General features: G+C 41.3%; 13 protein-coding genes. 1 reads left to right on the top strand and 12 read right to left on the bottom strand.

Annotated elements, in window-relative coordinates:
• Positions 1 to 16 precede the first annotated feature (16 nt).
• From smc to LG307_RS09500, 12 genes are all read right to left on the bottom strand, one after another.
• The gene (gene smc / locus LG307_RS09555; RefSeq protein WP_404450042.1) at positions 17 to 3,583 is read right to left on the bottom strand and encodes a chromosome segregation protein SMC; all 3,567 of its coding nucleotides are present in this window, start codon (positions 3,581 to 3,583) and stop codon (positions 17 to 19) included.
• 114 nt (positions 3,584 to 3,697) lie between these two features.
• The gene (rnc, locus tag LG307_RS09550; protein ID WP_404450041.1) at positions 3,698 to 4,441 is read right to left on the bottom strand and encodes a ribonuclease III; all 744 of its coding nucleotides are present in this window, start codon (positions 4,439 to 4,441) and stop codon (positions 3,698 to 3,700) included.
• 244 nt (positions 4,442 to 4,685) lie between these two features.
• Positions 4,686 to 4,919 (bottom strand): acyl carrier protein, encoded by a 234-nt coding sequence (acpP, locus tag LG307_RS09545; protein ID WP_064101140.1) that lies wholly within the window; start codon positions 4,917 to 4,919, stop codon positions 4,686 to 4,688.
• 102 nt (positions 4,920 to 5,021) lie between these two features.
• A complete protein-coding gene (gene fabG / locus LG307_RS09540) occupies positions 5,022 to 5,762 on the bottom strand; it encodes a 3-oxoacyl-[acyl-carrier-protein] reductase (protein WP_404450040.1) in 741 nt (246 codons plus the stop codon).
• On the bottom strand, positions 5,755 to 6,711 hold the full coding sequence (gene fabD, locus LG307_RS09535; RefSeq protein ID WP_404450039.1) for an ACP S-malonyltransferase: 957 nt from the start codon (positions 6,709 to 6,711) through the stop codon (positions 5,755 to 5,757). Before fabD ends, fabG begins: the two co-directional genes overlap by 8 nt.
• A complete protein-coding gene (gene plsX / locus LG307_RS09530) occupies positions 6,711 to 7,730 on the bottom strand; it encodes a phosphate acyltransferase PlsX (protein WP_404450423.1) in 1,020 nt (339 codons plus the stop codon). Before plsX ends, fabD begins: the two co-directional genes overlap by 1 nt.
• A gap of 19 nt (positions 7,731 to 7,749) precedes the next feature.
• On the bottom strand, positions 7,750 to 8,316 hold the full coding sequence (gene fapR, locus LG307_RS09525; protein WP_404450038.1) for a transcription factor FapR: 567 nt from the start codon (positions 8,314 to 8,316) through the stop codon (positions 7,750 to 7,752).
• Between the two features lie 140 nt (positions 8,317 to 8,456).
• Positions 8,457 to 10,505, bottom strand: a complete 2,049-nt coding sequence (recG, locus tag LG307_RS09520; protein WP_404450037.1) for an ATP-dependent DNA helicase RecG — start codon at positions 10,503 to 10,505, stop codon at positions 8,457 to 8,459.
• Positions 10,498 to 11,385: an L-serine ammonia-lyase, iron-sulfur-dependent, subunit alpha gene (gene sdaAA / locus LG307_RS09515; RefSeq protein WP_404450036.1), complete on the bottom strand. Its 888-nt coding sequence runs from the start codon at positions 11,383 to 11,385 to the stop codon at positions 10,498 to 10,500. The genes recG and sdaAA overlap by 8 nt, the downstream gene beginning before the upstream one ends.
• A gap of 60 nt (positions 11,386 to 11,445) precedes the next feature.
• Entirely contained in the window at positions 11,446 to 12,108 is a 663-nt protein-coding gene (sdaAB, locus tag LG307_RS09510) for an L-serine ammonia-lyase, iron-sulfur-dependent subunit beta (protein WP_404450035.1), read from the bottom strand.
• A gap of 116 nt (positions 12,109 to 12,224) precedes the next feature.
• Complete coding sequence (locus LG307_RS09505) at positions 12,225 to 13,901, bottom strand: DAK2 domain-containing protein (protein ID WP_404450034.1); 1,677 nt, start codon at positions 13,899 to 13,901, stop codon at positions 12,225 to 12,227.
• A 16-nt stretch (positions 13,902 to 13,917) separates the two neighbouring features.
• On the bottom strand, positions 13,918 to 14,280 hold the full coding sequence (locus tag LG307_RS09500; protein WP_010193134.1) for an Asp23/Gls24 family envelope stress response protein: 363 nt from the start codon (positions 14,278 to 14,280) through the stop codon (positions 13,918 to 13,920).
• 364 nt (positions 14,281 to 14,644) lie between these two features.
• Here LG307_RS09500 and rpmB point away from each other — a divergent pair, with 364 nt between their 5' ends.
• Positions 14,645 to 14,833, top strand: coding sequence for a 50S ribosomal protein L28 (gene rpmB / locus LG307_RS09495; protein WP_010193132.1), 189 nt, complete (start codon positions 14,645 to 14,647; stop codon positions 14,831 to 14,833).
• Positions 14,834 to 14,983: the final 150 nt, after the last annotated feature.

The raw sequence follows: 14,983 nt of genomic DNA, 5'->3' as shown, positions 1-14,983 counted from the left end.
CTTTTTCTCTTCCTCTCTATTTAACAAGTTCTTTTGATTCTTCCAAACGGACTGAGACCAATTTGGAGACACCCGATTCCTGCATCGTCACCCCGTATAGGACGTCACTGAACTCCATTGTTCCTTTTCGGTGGGTGATCACGATGAACTGGGTTTCTTCACTGAACTGTTTTAAGTATTGTGCAAAACGATGAACATTGGCTTCATCAAGCGCTGCTTCTACTTCATCCAGGATACAAAACGGAACAGGTCTTACTTTTAGAATAGAGAATAGCAGGGCAATTGCCGTTAACGCTCTTTCTCCACCTGACAAGAGACCAAGGTTTTGCAACTTTTTACCCGGAGGCTGCGCCACAATATCTACACCTGTATTCAACATATCGGACGGATTGGTCAGAACAAGATCTGCTCTTCCACCTCCGAAAAGGGAACGGAACACGTCGTGAAAATGGGCACGTATATTAGTGAAGGTTGTTTCAAAGCGTTTTTTCATTTCCTCATCCATCTCACCAATTACCTGGAACAAGGTGTCTTTGGCTTCTTGAAGGTCGTCCTTTTGTTCCTTAAGAAATGTATATCTTTCACTTACTCGTTCATATTCCTCTATTGCCGCTATATTGACTGTGCCAAGCTCTTCAATGGAAAGCTTGATCAGTTTCACTTTTTTTCGGGCCTCTTCAATTTCTATTTCAAGTGGATAGTCAGCTTTGGCCGCTTCAAAGGACAGCATATACTCTTCCCTTAAATGGTGAAGTCTATTATCCAATTCCACATCTAGGCGGTTCATTTTCACTTCTTCAGCCTTTAATACTTCCGTAAGTTGTTTGTACTGCCTTTTTAAATCTTTCAGCTCGAGCTCCTCTTGTTCTACCTTCTCGAAATAAGAAAGCCTTTCAGCTCGACGTTCCGCTATGAGCTTCATGGTCGTGTTTTTATCTTGCAGTTTTTCAGCTGCAGCCACTTCCAGCTTTTGTTCACCTGAAGAGTTGTCATTCATTTCGCTTTGCAAAAGGGCAAGGTCTTCTTGAATATCGGTCAATCTTTCTGTTGCTTGATTTAGATCCGTTTCAATAGTAGCCACTTTTTCTGATTGGTTAGTCAGCTTTTCTTTTTTGCTCGCATAATCAACCTTAAGTTGTGTTAGTTCATTTTGAACGGTCTCTTTGTTCGCATGTTGCTCCAACTTTAAGGCGTTAAGCTCAGCAATCTCTTTGTCTAATGCGGCTATCTGAATGCCCACTGTCTTCAATTCGACGTCTAGCGTTTCTTTCCTGTTGAGCGCATCCTTGATCGAAATAGTTAGCTGTTGTTTTTCATAGTCATATAAACTTAAATGTTCATTGACATTTTTCTCTTCCAGCTCCACTTCCCGAAGAAGACTTGAAACTTGCTGCTCTTTATACCTTAGTTCCTCGCCGATTCCTTTTAAATCTATTACTTGCGATTCTTTCTCTTCTATTTTTCTCTTAAGTGTCTTTACCTGATCTTCAAGCAGGGCTGTTTTATTTTCCATCTCTTCTAGCTTTGCAGAAATGGAATCAAGTTCACGCCCTCGACTTAAGAGAGAATTAGATTTTTGTTTAACAGCTCCGCCTGTCATAGATCCACCAGGGTTTACTACATCTCCTTCTAATGTCACGATACGGGTACGGTGCAAAAGGATGCTTGCCAACTCATTGGCTCCTTTTAAATCCTTCGCAATGACAATAGTGCCCAAAAGATTTTGGACGATGTTTTCGTAAGCTGGGTCAAACTGCACTAAAGATGCAGCGATTCCTACAAAAGATTCATGCCCACTTATTTGATTTACTTGGTAGTCTGATAATGTCCTAGGCTTCATGACAGTCATTGGCAGGAACGTCGCACGGCCAAAGCCGTTCTTTTTAAGGTACTGGATAGATGTTCTCGCATTTGACTCATTATCGACAACAATATGCTGTGTCGCGCTGCCAAGAGCAATTTCAATCGCCGTCTCAACATCTTGATTCACCTGGATAAGTTCTGCAACAGCCCCTTTAATTCCAGTAAGCCTATTTTCATCTCTTGCTTTCAGAATTTCTTTAACACCCTGGAAGAATCCTGTGAAATCCCCCTGCATGGTTTCAAGCATCTCTTTTCTAGCACGGGTTTGCTGGAGAAATTGATAGGCTTGATACAAAGTTGTTTCTTTTTTCTGGTAGGAATGCTTAAATTGTTCAAGATTAGCTTGCTCAGTTCTGTAAAGGTCTACTGTCTTGTTTAGTTCTTCCTGCACCTCTTTATGGTCAGTGAGAACCTTTTCCTTCTTTTGTTGCGTATTAGCACGAAGATCGACATATTTCCTGTTCCCCTCATCAAGGCGGGTCACTTTCATGCCTTCCTGCTTTTCTTGTTGCTCCAGATAGGAAATTTCGTTACGAATCGAAGCTTGTTTATTTAAAAGTTCGATATAGTCACTTTTTAAAGCATCGATTTTCCCTTCGATATTTTGGTCAAACTGTTCGTTCATCACCTGTTTTTCTTTAAGCTGTTGCTCCGTTAGCACCAATTCTTGACGAAGGGTGGACAAAAGTTGTTTTTCGTTTGCCAATCTGTCCTTTTGCACTTTTATAAACTCGGCAAGCTCTACAGATGAGCTTTCTAATTGGGCACGATTTGTCGTTGCGTTCTTTTTACGTTCCTTAAGAACTTCTTTTCTGCCTTCAAGCTTTTCCAATTCCGAACTTGCCACTAAAAGGGCTTGCTGCAGGGAATCAATGGACTCATCCAAAGCAGCGACTTGGTCCTTATATTTCTCAAGCGCCGCTTCTTTTTGGCTCAATTCAGAAGATAGAATAAGCTCTTTTTCGGTACTGTTTTTAACTTCAATGGAGTTTTGTTCCCATTTTTGATGAAGTTCTTCTATCTCATGCACCGTTACGCCAACTTCAATTTGTTCCAGTTCATCTTTCTTCTCCAGATAGTCCTTGGCAATGGAGGCCTGTATTTTAAGAGGTTCCACTTGCCCTTCCAACTCATGTAAAATATCTGAAACCCGGTTAAGATTCTCTTGGGTATCCATTAACTTGCTTTCTGCTTTCTTTTTTCTGGACTTGTATTTCAGTACACCAGCCGCTTCTTCAAATATACTCCGGCGTTCTTCTGATTTACTGCTCAGTATTTCTTCCACTTTACCCTGACTGATGATGGAAAAAGCTTCTTTTCCAAGACCGGAATCCATGAAAAGATCTACAATGTCTTTTAACCTGCAAGTTTGTTTATTGATTAAAAACTCACTGTCTCCAGAACGCAGCGCCCTTCTTGTAACGCTGACTTCCATATAATCAATTGGCAGGATACGATTACTGTTATCGAGGGTCAGTGTAACCTCTGCCATATTTAATGCTTTTCTGCTGTCACTGCCGGCAAAAATGATGTCTTCCATTTTGGAACCACGAAGGGATTTGGCCGACTGTTCTCCCAGCACCCATCTGATGGCATCGATAATATTACTTTTTCCGCTTCCGTTCGGACCTACGACGGCTGTGACACCTGGTACGAAATCCACGGATATTTTTTCAGCAAACGACTTAAATCCTACTACTTCTAATCGTTTGAGGTACATATTCCTCACCTCGTTTAGTTTCTTAACCTCTTTATGTAATGGCTCTGCGGAACCTATGAACAGAAAAGAAAGCGATCCTTGAGGTATATTGAGACACCGGAGGATCGCCTACCTTCATTTTCTGACTTTTTTTAGTTTCTCCAGAGCAAACTGGGCTGCATGTTGTTCGGCTTCTTTTTTAGAACGGCCTACTCCAATACCCATCTCTTCTTTATTCAGTGAGACCTTTGACACAAACTCCCGGTTGTGGGCCGGGCCTTTTTCTTCCAGCACTTCATACTCAATTACACCAAGTGCATTGCGTTGTATCATCTCTTGCAGTTGACTTTTGAAATCCATCACATGAGAAAAAGCACCTTCATTAATCTTTGGATACACATACTTTTCAAGGAATTCGAAAACGGTCTCCAAACCAAGATCCAAATATAGCGCACCGATAAATGCCTCAAACACATCGGCAAGCAGTGCTGGTCTCGCTCTTCCGCCAGTAATCTCTTCTCCTTTACCAAGCAGTACATATTGTCCGAACGAAAGATCATTGGCGAATGAAACCAAAGAAGGTTCACATACAATAGACGCTCTTAGTTTAGTTAATTGACCTTCACTCATCATCGGGTATTTTTTATATAAAAATTGAGAAATGGTCAACTCTAAAACAGCGTCACCCAAAAATTCCAAACGCTCATTGTCCTCGTAAGGTTTTCTGCGATGCTCATTCACATAGGATGAATGGGTGAAAGCTTGATATAAAAGTTTCTCATTATGAAATGTAACTCCTAATTTTTCTTGAAGCATAACAAAATTCTTTTTTGTTGCTTCGTTTTTCATTTCATTTATTCTACTTCTGTTTCTGGTCATGTAAAGGAGCCTCCAACATACAATCTTCTTTCACTAAGATGGCAACGTTCTTCTATTTGATGATGAAAGTTGTATAACATTACTATTTTAACAAATTATTTAGAGGATACAAATAGCAACTTGCTCGAATTATGGATATTCCTTTAACTTTTATGGATAAAAAGCCCTTTTTATCCTAAAGCGACCTTGTATATGATGTCCATAAAAACAAAAAGTCCCACCTTAGTGGGACAATCAAGAAAAATTATGCGTTTGCTTTTATGTAGTTTACCGCATCGGCAACTGTAGTAATGTTTTCTGCTTCGTCGTCTGAGATTTCCATATCAAACTCGTCTTCAAGCTCCATTACTAGTTCAACTACATCAAGAGAATCGGCACCCAAATCGTCTTTGAATTTGGAGTCAAGTTTCACCTCGGATTCGTCTACACCTAAACGATCAACAATGATCTTCGTTACACGCTCTAATACATCTGCCATAACTTTCACCTCCCCTCAAGTATTATAGTGAATTTAACTTTAAAAAACTAGTGTTAGTTGGACTCCCTGATAAATTCCGTTCCAGGGTAAATCACTTTAACCTTACATCACCATTCCGCCGTCTACGTGGAGGGTTTGGCCGGTGATATAGGCACTTTTTTCGGATGCAAGGAAAGATACTACAGAGGCAATGTCTTTTGCTTCTCCGAATCTAGCAAGCGGGATTTGTTTGAGCATTTCCGCCTTTACTTCCTCTGTTAGTTTATCCGTCATATCCGTTGTGATGAATCCTGGTGCGATTGCGTTAACGGTGATATGACGGGAAGCTAATTCGCGTGCCGTTGATTTGGTAAGTCCAATCACACCTGCTTTTGCCGCTACATAGTTGGCTTGTCCGGCATTTCCCATCACCCCAACGATGGACGCGATGTTAATGATTCTGCCAGATCGTTGCTTCATCATCTGACGAGTAACTGCTTTTGTCGCATTGAATACACCTTTAAGATTAATGTTTATCACATCATCCCACTCGTCTTCCTTCATTCGCATTAAAAGGTTATCGCGGGTGATTCCCGCGTTATTTACAAGAATGTCTATCGTCCCGAACTGAGTGATCGCTTCTTTCATCATCGCTTGTACATCTTCAATGTCTCCGACATTACAACGTACTGCGATAGCTTCCCCACCCATTTCTTTGATGGTTTCCACTACTTCGTAAGCCTTGGCTTCGCTTCCAGAATAGTTAACCACTACTTTTGCACCATGTTCTGCCAGTTCGAGTGCAACGGCACGTCCTATTCCACGGGATGCCCCCGTTACAACGGCTGTTTTTCCTTTAAGCATTTGTAGAGTCCTCCCCTTTAAAGTGATCAATCGCTTTTTGTAATGTTTCTTTATCGTATACTGGAATCGTCGTTGCTCTGCGATTCACTTTTTTAATCAGTCCTGATAAAACTTTACCTGGACCTACTTCGATAAATGTATTTACACCAAGTTCTATCAGCTTCTCAACAGATTGCTCCCAACGAACAGGAGAGTACAGCTGCTCCACAAGCCTTACTGGAATTTCAGAAGCGCTTGTCATTTCATTCGCATCCACATTCGCAATGACAGGAACTTTTGCGTCTTTTATAGAAATAGAGGACAGTGTATCTTCAAGCTTGGATGCTGCCGGTTTCATCAGGCTGGAATGAAAAGGACCGCTTACAACTAGAGGAATCACCTTTTTTGCACCTTTTTCCTTCGCCTTGACAGATGCGAGCTCCACACCTTTTGCTGTACCTGATATGACGATCTGACCTGGGCAATTCAAGTTTGCAAGTTGTACAGGTCCAGCTTCAGCGGTTGCCTCTTCACAAGCTTCTTTTAACAGATGTTCTTCAAGAGCAAGTACCGCCGCCATGGAACCAACACCTGCCGGAACTGCTTCCTCCATATATTTACCGCGCATATGAACCGTGTAAACAGCATCTTCAAAGCTGATTGAATCCGCCGCTACTAGTGCAGAATATTCACCAAGGCTATGTCCTGCCGTGTAATCTGCTTTGATCCCTGCTTGTTTGAGCAATTCCAAAATTGCAACACTTGACGTAAGGAGAGCAGGTTGGGCATTGTAAGTCAGCGTGAGTTCTTCTTGTGGCCCTTCAAACATTAAGGATGATAGTTTGTAGCCTAATTTCTCGTCTGCTTGATCAATTACCGCTTGAACTTCTTTATATTCAATGGCTAATTCTTGAGCCATGCCAACTATCTGTGAACCTTGTCCTGGAAAAACAAATGCAACCTTCCCCATTATTCTCCTCCGTTCTCTTGTGTAGTCACAAACTCCATTTTCTCGATAGTACTCGCAATGGTATCAACCATATCTTTTTCTAGCATTTCACGTGTTTGACGGATGGCATTAAAGACCGCATTGTCATCAGAAGAGCCATGGGCCTTGACGACTGGTGCTTTTAGGCCGAACAGAGCCGCCCCACCGTATTCGGAATAGTCCATTTTTGTTTTGATTGTTTTAAGTTTCGGCTTTAACACAGCCGCTGCAAGCTTGCTTTTCAGGTCACTTGTTAGAACTTCTTTTAACATATCAAAAACGGAAAGTGCTGTTCCTTCAATGGCTTTTAACGTAATGTTTCCGGTAAATCCATCCGTTACAACCACATCCGCTACGCCATTCAACAGATCCCTTGCTTCTACATTTCCGATAAAATGGACCGCATTGGATTCTTTGATGAATTCAAAAGCAGCTTTGGTCAATTCATTTCCTTTTTTATCTTCTGTCCCTACATTCAATAAACCTACACGGGGAGCTTTTACACCGCGAACCTTCTCCGCATAGATGGATGCCATCAGTGCGTACTGGAATAAATGTTCTGGTTTCGCATCTGCATTTGCACCTACATCCAACATGACGAACCCACTGCCGTCAACGGTCGGTAAAGTTGGTGACAGCGCAGGGCGTTCAATCCCCTTGATTCTGCCGACAATCAATAACCCTGCCGTCATTAAGGCTCCTGTGTTCCCTGCTGAAATACATGCATCAGCTCGTCCTTCTTTCACTTCTTTTGCCATCAAAACCATGGAGGAGTTTTTCTTGCGTCGCACGGCTCTGACCGGTTCCTCATCTCCTGAGATAACCTCTTCAGTATGTAAAATAGTTATTTGTTTTTCATTCGTTAAGTAAGGACGAATCTTATTTTCATCCCCGACAAGGGTAAATGTAACATCATTATATTTCTCAACAGCTTTCATAACACCTTCCACAATCGTCTTAGGAGCATGATCGCCGCCCATTGCATCAATGGCAATTCTCATCATTATAACCTGCCTTTAATCAAGAACTTGTAGATCGGAACATTTCAAACTCACCATGAAATACTTTTTCGCTTCCTACTGAGCTTTTCACTTCTACAGTCGTTCTACCTTTTTCTTTATCTACCTTACTTACGAAGGCTTTCGCAACGATTCTTTCACCCAACTTAACAGGTCTTGTAAAGCGAATATTAGCTTTCGCAGTTAACGCCAGTTCATCATTGATGACAGCAACCGCCAAAGAGTTAGCCTGTGCAAACAAGTGATGCCCTCGTGTAATTTGATTTCGCTTAAAAACGTGCTCACTTTGTACATCAAAAATAGAAATCGCACTCTCGTCTAATTGAAGATCTATAATCTCACCGATTACTTCATCAAGAGGCAAAGATTTCACTTCTTTTTCCAGAGTCCGAGCAGCCACGTTCTTAATTCTCTCCCTTAGTTCCGGGATATTTAATTCTAAACGATCTAATCGAACCGTTTGGATGCTGACCTGAAAAAAATCTGCAAGTTCTTCATCTGTAATAAAAGGGTTCTCCTGTATCTTATCCTTTAAGGATAGCTGGCGCTCCTTTTTGTTTCGTCTCATAAAATACACACCATCCGAACTATTATGACTAGGTACTAATAGTAGTATATATACTTAAAAAGCATATTGCAAGACAAAATTTCCTGACTGATTTACAAAAAGGCAGGGCAAGCCGTGTAATAAGCTTCCCACTGCCTATTTTAGTCTAACTTGTCACCATCTAAGATCCCTGATAGTTCTATCATTTCTCTTAACCCTTTATATTCTTCGTTTACCCAAAAACTATCTGAATAAAGAAGCTCATGCGCATCCTGCCTCGCTACTTCAAGCGCCCTGTAATCATGTACCATATCCGCAACCTTGAATTCTGGGACACCACTTTGCTTTCTTCCAAAAAAATCACCAGGTCCCCGCAATTCAAGATCCTTCTCTGAAAGAACAAATCCGTCGTTTGTTTCGGTCATGATTTTCATCCGTTCTTTTCCGACTTCCGATTTGGGATCTGCAAGCAGTATGCAATAAGATTGTTCACTGCCACGACCGACACGTCCACGAAGCTGATGCAATTGAGACAATCCAAATCGCTCTGCGTCATAGATCACCATCATGGTCGCATTAGGAACATTCACCCCGACCTCAACAACAGTAGTTGAAACAAGAAGTTGTACTTCGTTTTCACTGAACGCTTCCATAACCTTCTCTTTTTCATCCGAAGTCAGCCTGCCATGCATTAACCCGATTTTGTAATTTCCACGATAGTAATGTGTCAGCATATCATGCACATCTATCGCATTTTGCACATCCAGTTTTTCCGATTCTTCTATAAGCGGGCAGATAACATATGCTTGTCGCCCTTTTTGAAGTTCCTTTTCCACAAAACCCAACACCCTGTCAATCATCTGATGTTTTGCCCAATAGGTTTCAATTGCTTTCCGGCCAGCCGGCATCTCATCAATGATGGAGACATCCATTTCACCAAAGGCAGTAATGGCAAGCGTTCTTGGAATGGGAGTGGCAGTCATAAACAGCACATCCGGATTTGATCCTTTTTCACGAAGTACCCTTCGCTGTTCGACCCCGAAGCGATGCTGCTCGTCTGTGATGACAAGACCAAGCTGTTTGAAATTCACTTCATCTTGGATCAGTGCATGTGTTCCAACCAGAATATCGATCTCACCATCAGCCAACCTTCCCAAGAGCTCCCTGCGTCGTTTCCCTTTTACCGAGCTTGTTAACAATTCTATGGTGACCGGCGTTTCACTAAACAGATTTGTTAATGACTGGGCATGTTGTTCTGCGAGTATTTCCGTAGGCACCATTAACGCACCTTGATAACCAGAGAGGTGGGCAGCATAAAGAGAAATGGCCGCCACCACCGTTTTACCTGACCCAACATCACCCTGTAATAAACGATTCATCCGGAACGGAGAAGTCATATCACCTAAGATTTCATCCAATACCCTATGTTGTGCACCTGTCAGCGGGAAAGGAAGTGTGCTGATGAATCGCTCCAGGCCGTTTTTAGAGTATTGATGAACCAGCCCTACTGTCTGCTCACGTTTATATTTTCTTAATGCCTGGATTTTAAGTTGAAAAAGCAAGAATTCTTCATAGACAAAATAACGTCTTGCATGTTTCAATGTCTCCTGATTAACTGGATTATGCAGCGCTCTTACTGAATCCCATTTTGAAGGAAGTTTGTATTTTTGTAAAAGGGAAACGGGAAGCGCACTCTCTATCTCGTTTCCATATGTATGCAGGGCATTCCCGATAAACTTACGCATTTGCTTTACAGTAATATTCCCTTTAACCGAGTATACAGGTTCTACTTCACTTTCTTTCATGAATGGACCAAAATGGATCTCCATTACAGTGATTGTTTGACGATGTTGATCCCATTTTCCGGTAATGGTAATGGTATCATTGATGGAAAGTTTGTTTTTATAATAGGGCCGGTTAAAGCACACTGCTTTAACTAGGAAGCGGCCGACAAAGAAGCGGAAGGTAAGCCTTGATTTCTTTTTACCAAAATACATAAGAGAAGGTTCTCCATGAACCTTCCCTTCTACCGTTATTTTTTCTTCATGTTTTACTTCTGATATATCTCTTAGCCGATAGTCTTCGTATCTATATGGGAAATGCATAAGCAGGTCCTCTACTGAGAAAATTCCCATTGTATGCAAAGAGTTTGCGGTTTCTTCCCCAATGCCTTTTAAGGATGTTACTGTCATTTCGGATAAATTAGTCACCTTTTTGTAAGGGAACACCAAATATTTTCGCTTCTAATTCACGACCTGTTGGTGTTGCCGCCAACCCTCCTTGTGCAGTTTCTTTAAGAGCAGTAGGCATCGTCAGTCCGATTTTGTACATCGCGTCGATCACTTCATCACAAGGAATCGTGCTTGTGATCCCGGCAAGCGCCATGTCTGCTGCTACCATTGCATTTGCTGCACCCATTGCATTCCGCTTCACACACGGCACTTCTACAAGCCCTGCAACAGGGTCACAAACTAATCCTAACATGTTTTTAAGTGTAATGGCCATTGCTTGGGCACATTGATCAGGAGTTCCTCCAGCCATTTCCACGATAGCCGCCGCTGCCATACCTGAAGCAGAACCTACTTCTGCCTGACACCCTCCAGCTGCACCGGATATGGATGCATTATTAGCAACAACAAATCCAAAAGCTCCTGACGTGAATAAGAAGTTGATCATTTCTTCTCTTGTAGGGTTTAGCACATTTTTTACCGCAAATAACGTTCCAGGAACTACACCTGCAGAGCCTGCTGTTGGCGTGGCGCAAATGGTACCCATGGCAGCATTCACTTCATTTGTCGCGACAGCTTTACTTACTGCATCTAATATATTCTTCCCGGTCAAGAAATTACCCTTTTCGATATACCTTTGAAGAAGCACTGCATCCCCGCCTGTTAAACCGGACACAGATCTTACTCCTTCAAGCCCTCTCTCTACGGCCTGCTCCATGATGGTAAGGTTCTTGTCCATTTGGGCAAAAATCTCCTCACGGCTTCTCCCTGTAAACTCCATTTCCTGTTCTATCATAATCTCTGAAATTTTCTTATTACTGCTTTGTGCCAGTTCAATCAGTTCTGCAACATTACGAAACATGAATTTTCCCCCTTAAGAGCTATACATCAGATGAAAGCGCTATCATTATTATTTCAAAAGCTAGTCCACAATTTTTGTAACTTGCGTGATGTTTGGCAGTGTTGATAATTCTTGAATCACCGCATCATCTATATTTTGATCTACTTCTATGGTCATTAAGGCTTTTTTCCCTTTTTCTTTACGGGAAACTTCCATATGGCCAATATTAATGGCGAATTTCGCTAACACATTCGCAACTCCTGCTATTGCCCCATAACGGTCATCATGCACAACAAGCAATGCCGGGTGATTTCCTGAAAGTTTTAAAGCAAACCCATTAAGCTCTGTAATCTCAATCTTCCCTCCGCCTATCGAAATGCCGACAAGCTCCAATTCACCATTTTCATCACCGATTACCACTTTAGCCGTATTCGGATGATCTGTTATGGCATCTTCCTCATGAAATGTGATGGAAATTCCTAAAGAATCTGCAATTTGAAGAGAGGTTTTGATTCTTTCATCAAACGTATCAAAATCAAGCAATCCTCCAACAATTGCTACATCTGTACCATGCCCTTTATATGTTTTGGCAAAAGAACCGTAAAATGAAATGTTCGCCCACTTTGGCTCCCTGCCGAACAGACTTCTTGCCACACGCCCGATTCTAGCAGCTCCTGCTGTATGGGAACTTGATGGTCCTATCATTATGGGGCCAATAATATCAAATACACTTCTATATTTCATGCCTGCCCACTCCCCTATGTCGGTTTACTGTTACATACCCCAGAATATTTTTCTTATTTGTTCACATACAAAAGAAGGGTGTTACCCCTTCTTTTGTTTTCAAATATTATATTAGCCTACTCGATAGAAAAGATAAAGGAATATAACGGTTGCTTTCCGTTATGAACTTCTACTTCCACATCCGGATAGGATTCTTCTAAATCGCTCACCAGATCTTCCACATCTTCTTGTGAAACATCTTCGCCGTAGATGACAGTAAGAATTTCTGAATCTTCATCCATCATAGACGTAAGGAGCTCTTTTGCAGCGGATTTTTTGTCTTTATTAGTTAGGACAATTTTACCGTCAGCAATTCCCATGAAATCATCTTTTTGGATTTCAACTCCATCGATGTTTGTATCACGGACTGCAAAAGTGATTTGTCCCGTTTTAACAGAACCTAGAGCATCTTTCATCGTTGCTTCATTGTCAGCAAGCTCACCTGTCGGGTTGAATGCAAGAATAGCTGCCATCCCTTGTGGTACTGTTTTACTTTCAACGACCGCAACATTTTGCTCTGCAACTTCTGCAGCTTGTTTGGCCGCCATGATAATGTTGCTGTTATTCGGAAGGATAATCACGTTATCCGCATTCACTTCTTCAATTGCTTTCAAGATATCTTCAGTGCTAGGGTTCATTGTTTGCCCGCCTTCAATGACAGCTTTTGCTCCGATGCTCTTGAACAGCTCGGCAATCCCTTCACCCATTGCAACAGTGATGATTCCGAATTTCTCGCGCTTTTTATTCACTTCAGGTTTTGGAGCAGGATAAGCATCTTCTTCAAAAAGAAGGTTGCTGTGCTGTTCTCTCATATTTTCAATCTTCATGTTGATCAAGCTTCCGTATTTTTGAGCATAAGTCAACACATCACCAGGTTGCTCGGCATGAATATGAACTTTAACGAGTTCCTCATCAGCAATAACCAAAAGAGAATCCCCGTATTCAGACAGGTCGTTACGGAAGTTATCTTCAGTAAAAGGATTAGCTTTCACTTTTTCTTCTTCAAACTTGACCATGAACTCTGTACAGTAGCCAAACTCGATGTCTTCTGTATTGATTGCAGAATGAACACTTTTATGGTGTTCTGCATTAACAAGCTCGTTCATAGTAGTTGTAGGAACGATATCTTCAATTCTTTGCCCTTTCAGCTCTGCAAGGAATCCTTCATAAATATATACTAAACCTTGCCCGCCACTGTCCACTACTCCTACTTCTTTTAACACAGGAAGAAGGTCCGGTGTGCGTTTTAGGGACGCATTTGCTTCTTTTAACGTTTCTTCCATCAATACAATGATGTCTTCTTCGTTTTTCGCAACTGCGACAGCTCTCTTTGCAGCATCTTTCGCTACAGTCAGGATAGTTCCCTCCACAGGCTTCATAACAGCCTTATATGCTGTTTGTACTCCTGCTTCAAGTGCTTGTGCAAAATCTTTACTTGTAATGGTTTCCTTCGCTTCAATATGCTTGGAAAATCCACGGAATAGTTGAGAAAGAATAACTCCAGAGTTACCTCTTGCACCCATAAGTAGGCCTTTAGCCAGCGCGGAACCAACCTTTCCAATATGCTCAGAAACATTGCCCTTCACTTCTTTAGCTCCTGAAGTGATGGAAAGATTCATATTTGTTCCCGTATCTCCATCTGGAACCGGAAAAACGTTCAACGCATCAACTGTTTTGGCGTTGTTAGATAGATGATTTGCACCTTGGATAACCATTTGTGCAAAACGTTTCCCATTTAGAACTTTTACTGACACTAAATTTTCCTCCTTATTACGGGTTCGTAACTCGAACTCCCTGTACATAAATATTTAAAGAATCAACGGAAAGACCGAGCATTTGATTTAAGGTATATTTAACTTTGGTCTGTACATTGTGAGCCACTTCCGAAATCTTCGTTCCATAGCTAACGATGATGTACATATCAATATGTAGCTGATCTTCTTCTTGACGCACGATCACGCCTTTAGTGAAATTCTCTTTTCTAAGTATTTCGGATAACCCATCTTTCAATTGGCTTTTAGAGGCCATGCCTACTATTCCATAACAATCAACTGCAGCTCCACCAGCAATAGTAGCAACTACATCGTTAGAAATATCTATTTGACCATAGGATGTTTTTAGTTCGATGGACATAAAGGTTCCCCCTTCAATTGGATTTTTCACCTTGTCTACACGCTATTTTACTATAAAAACGTTCAATTTAAAAGCAGGCGGGTACTATTCTAATAATACTATTATTATACTGAATGGTAAAAACATGTATGTCAAGGTTTTTTTCTTGAAAGCTTTCCTTAGAACTATTGCAATGTGTGGGGTAGTATGTTAAATTATATAAGTATTTTCAAGAGATTATTTTGGTAAAGAAAAACGGTGCAGAAGGGTACTTCTTTGGACGTAGACCTTATGTATGGTTCTTCTCGCAATAATAAGAAGGTACTTTCTTATTACTAATGAAAATATTTAATGATGTTTCTTTGTAGTTAGGAGGGAATTGAACATGGCACGTAAATGTGTAATTACAGGCAAAAAGACTGGTTCTGGAAACGCACGTTCTCACGCAATGAACTCTACTCGTCGTACTTGGGGTGCAAACCTTCAAAAAGTTCGCATCTTAGTAGACGGTAAACCAAAGCGTGTATACGTTTCTGCAAGAGCTTTAAAATCAGGTAAAGTTGAGCGCGTTTAATTAACAGCTGCGCACATACGAAAGCGACAGGGAGATAATCCCTGTCGCTTTTTACTTTTTTGGGTGATTATTTGTGCAGGTTGATCTGTGTGGTTTACATAACTATCTTACCGTATACATCAAAGAAAATAGATAAGAATGAGTGGAATT

Origin of the sequence: Sutcliffiella horikoshii (assembly GCF_044809035.1) — a bacterium.
GTDB lineage: Bacteria > Bacillota > Bacilli > Bacillales > Bacillaceae_I > Sutcliffiella_A > Sutcliffiella_A horikoshii_G.
Note: the sequence above shows the minus strand (reverse complement) of the source record. Positions and strands in the feature narration are given on the sequence as shown.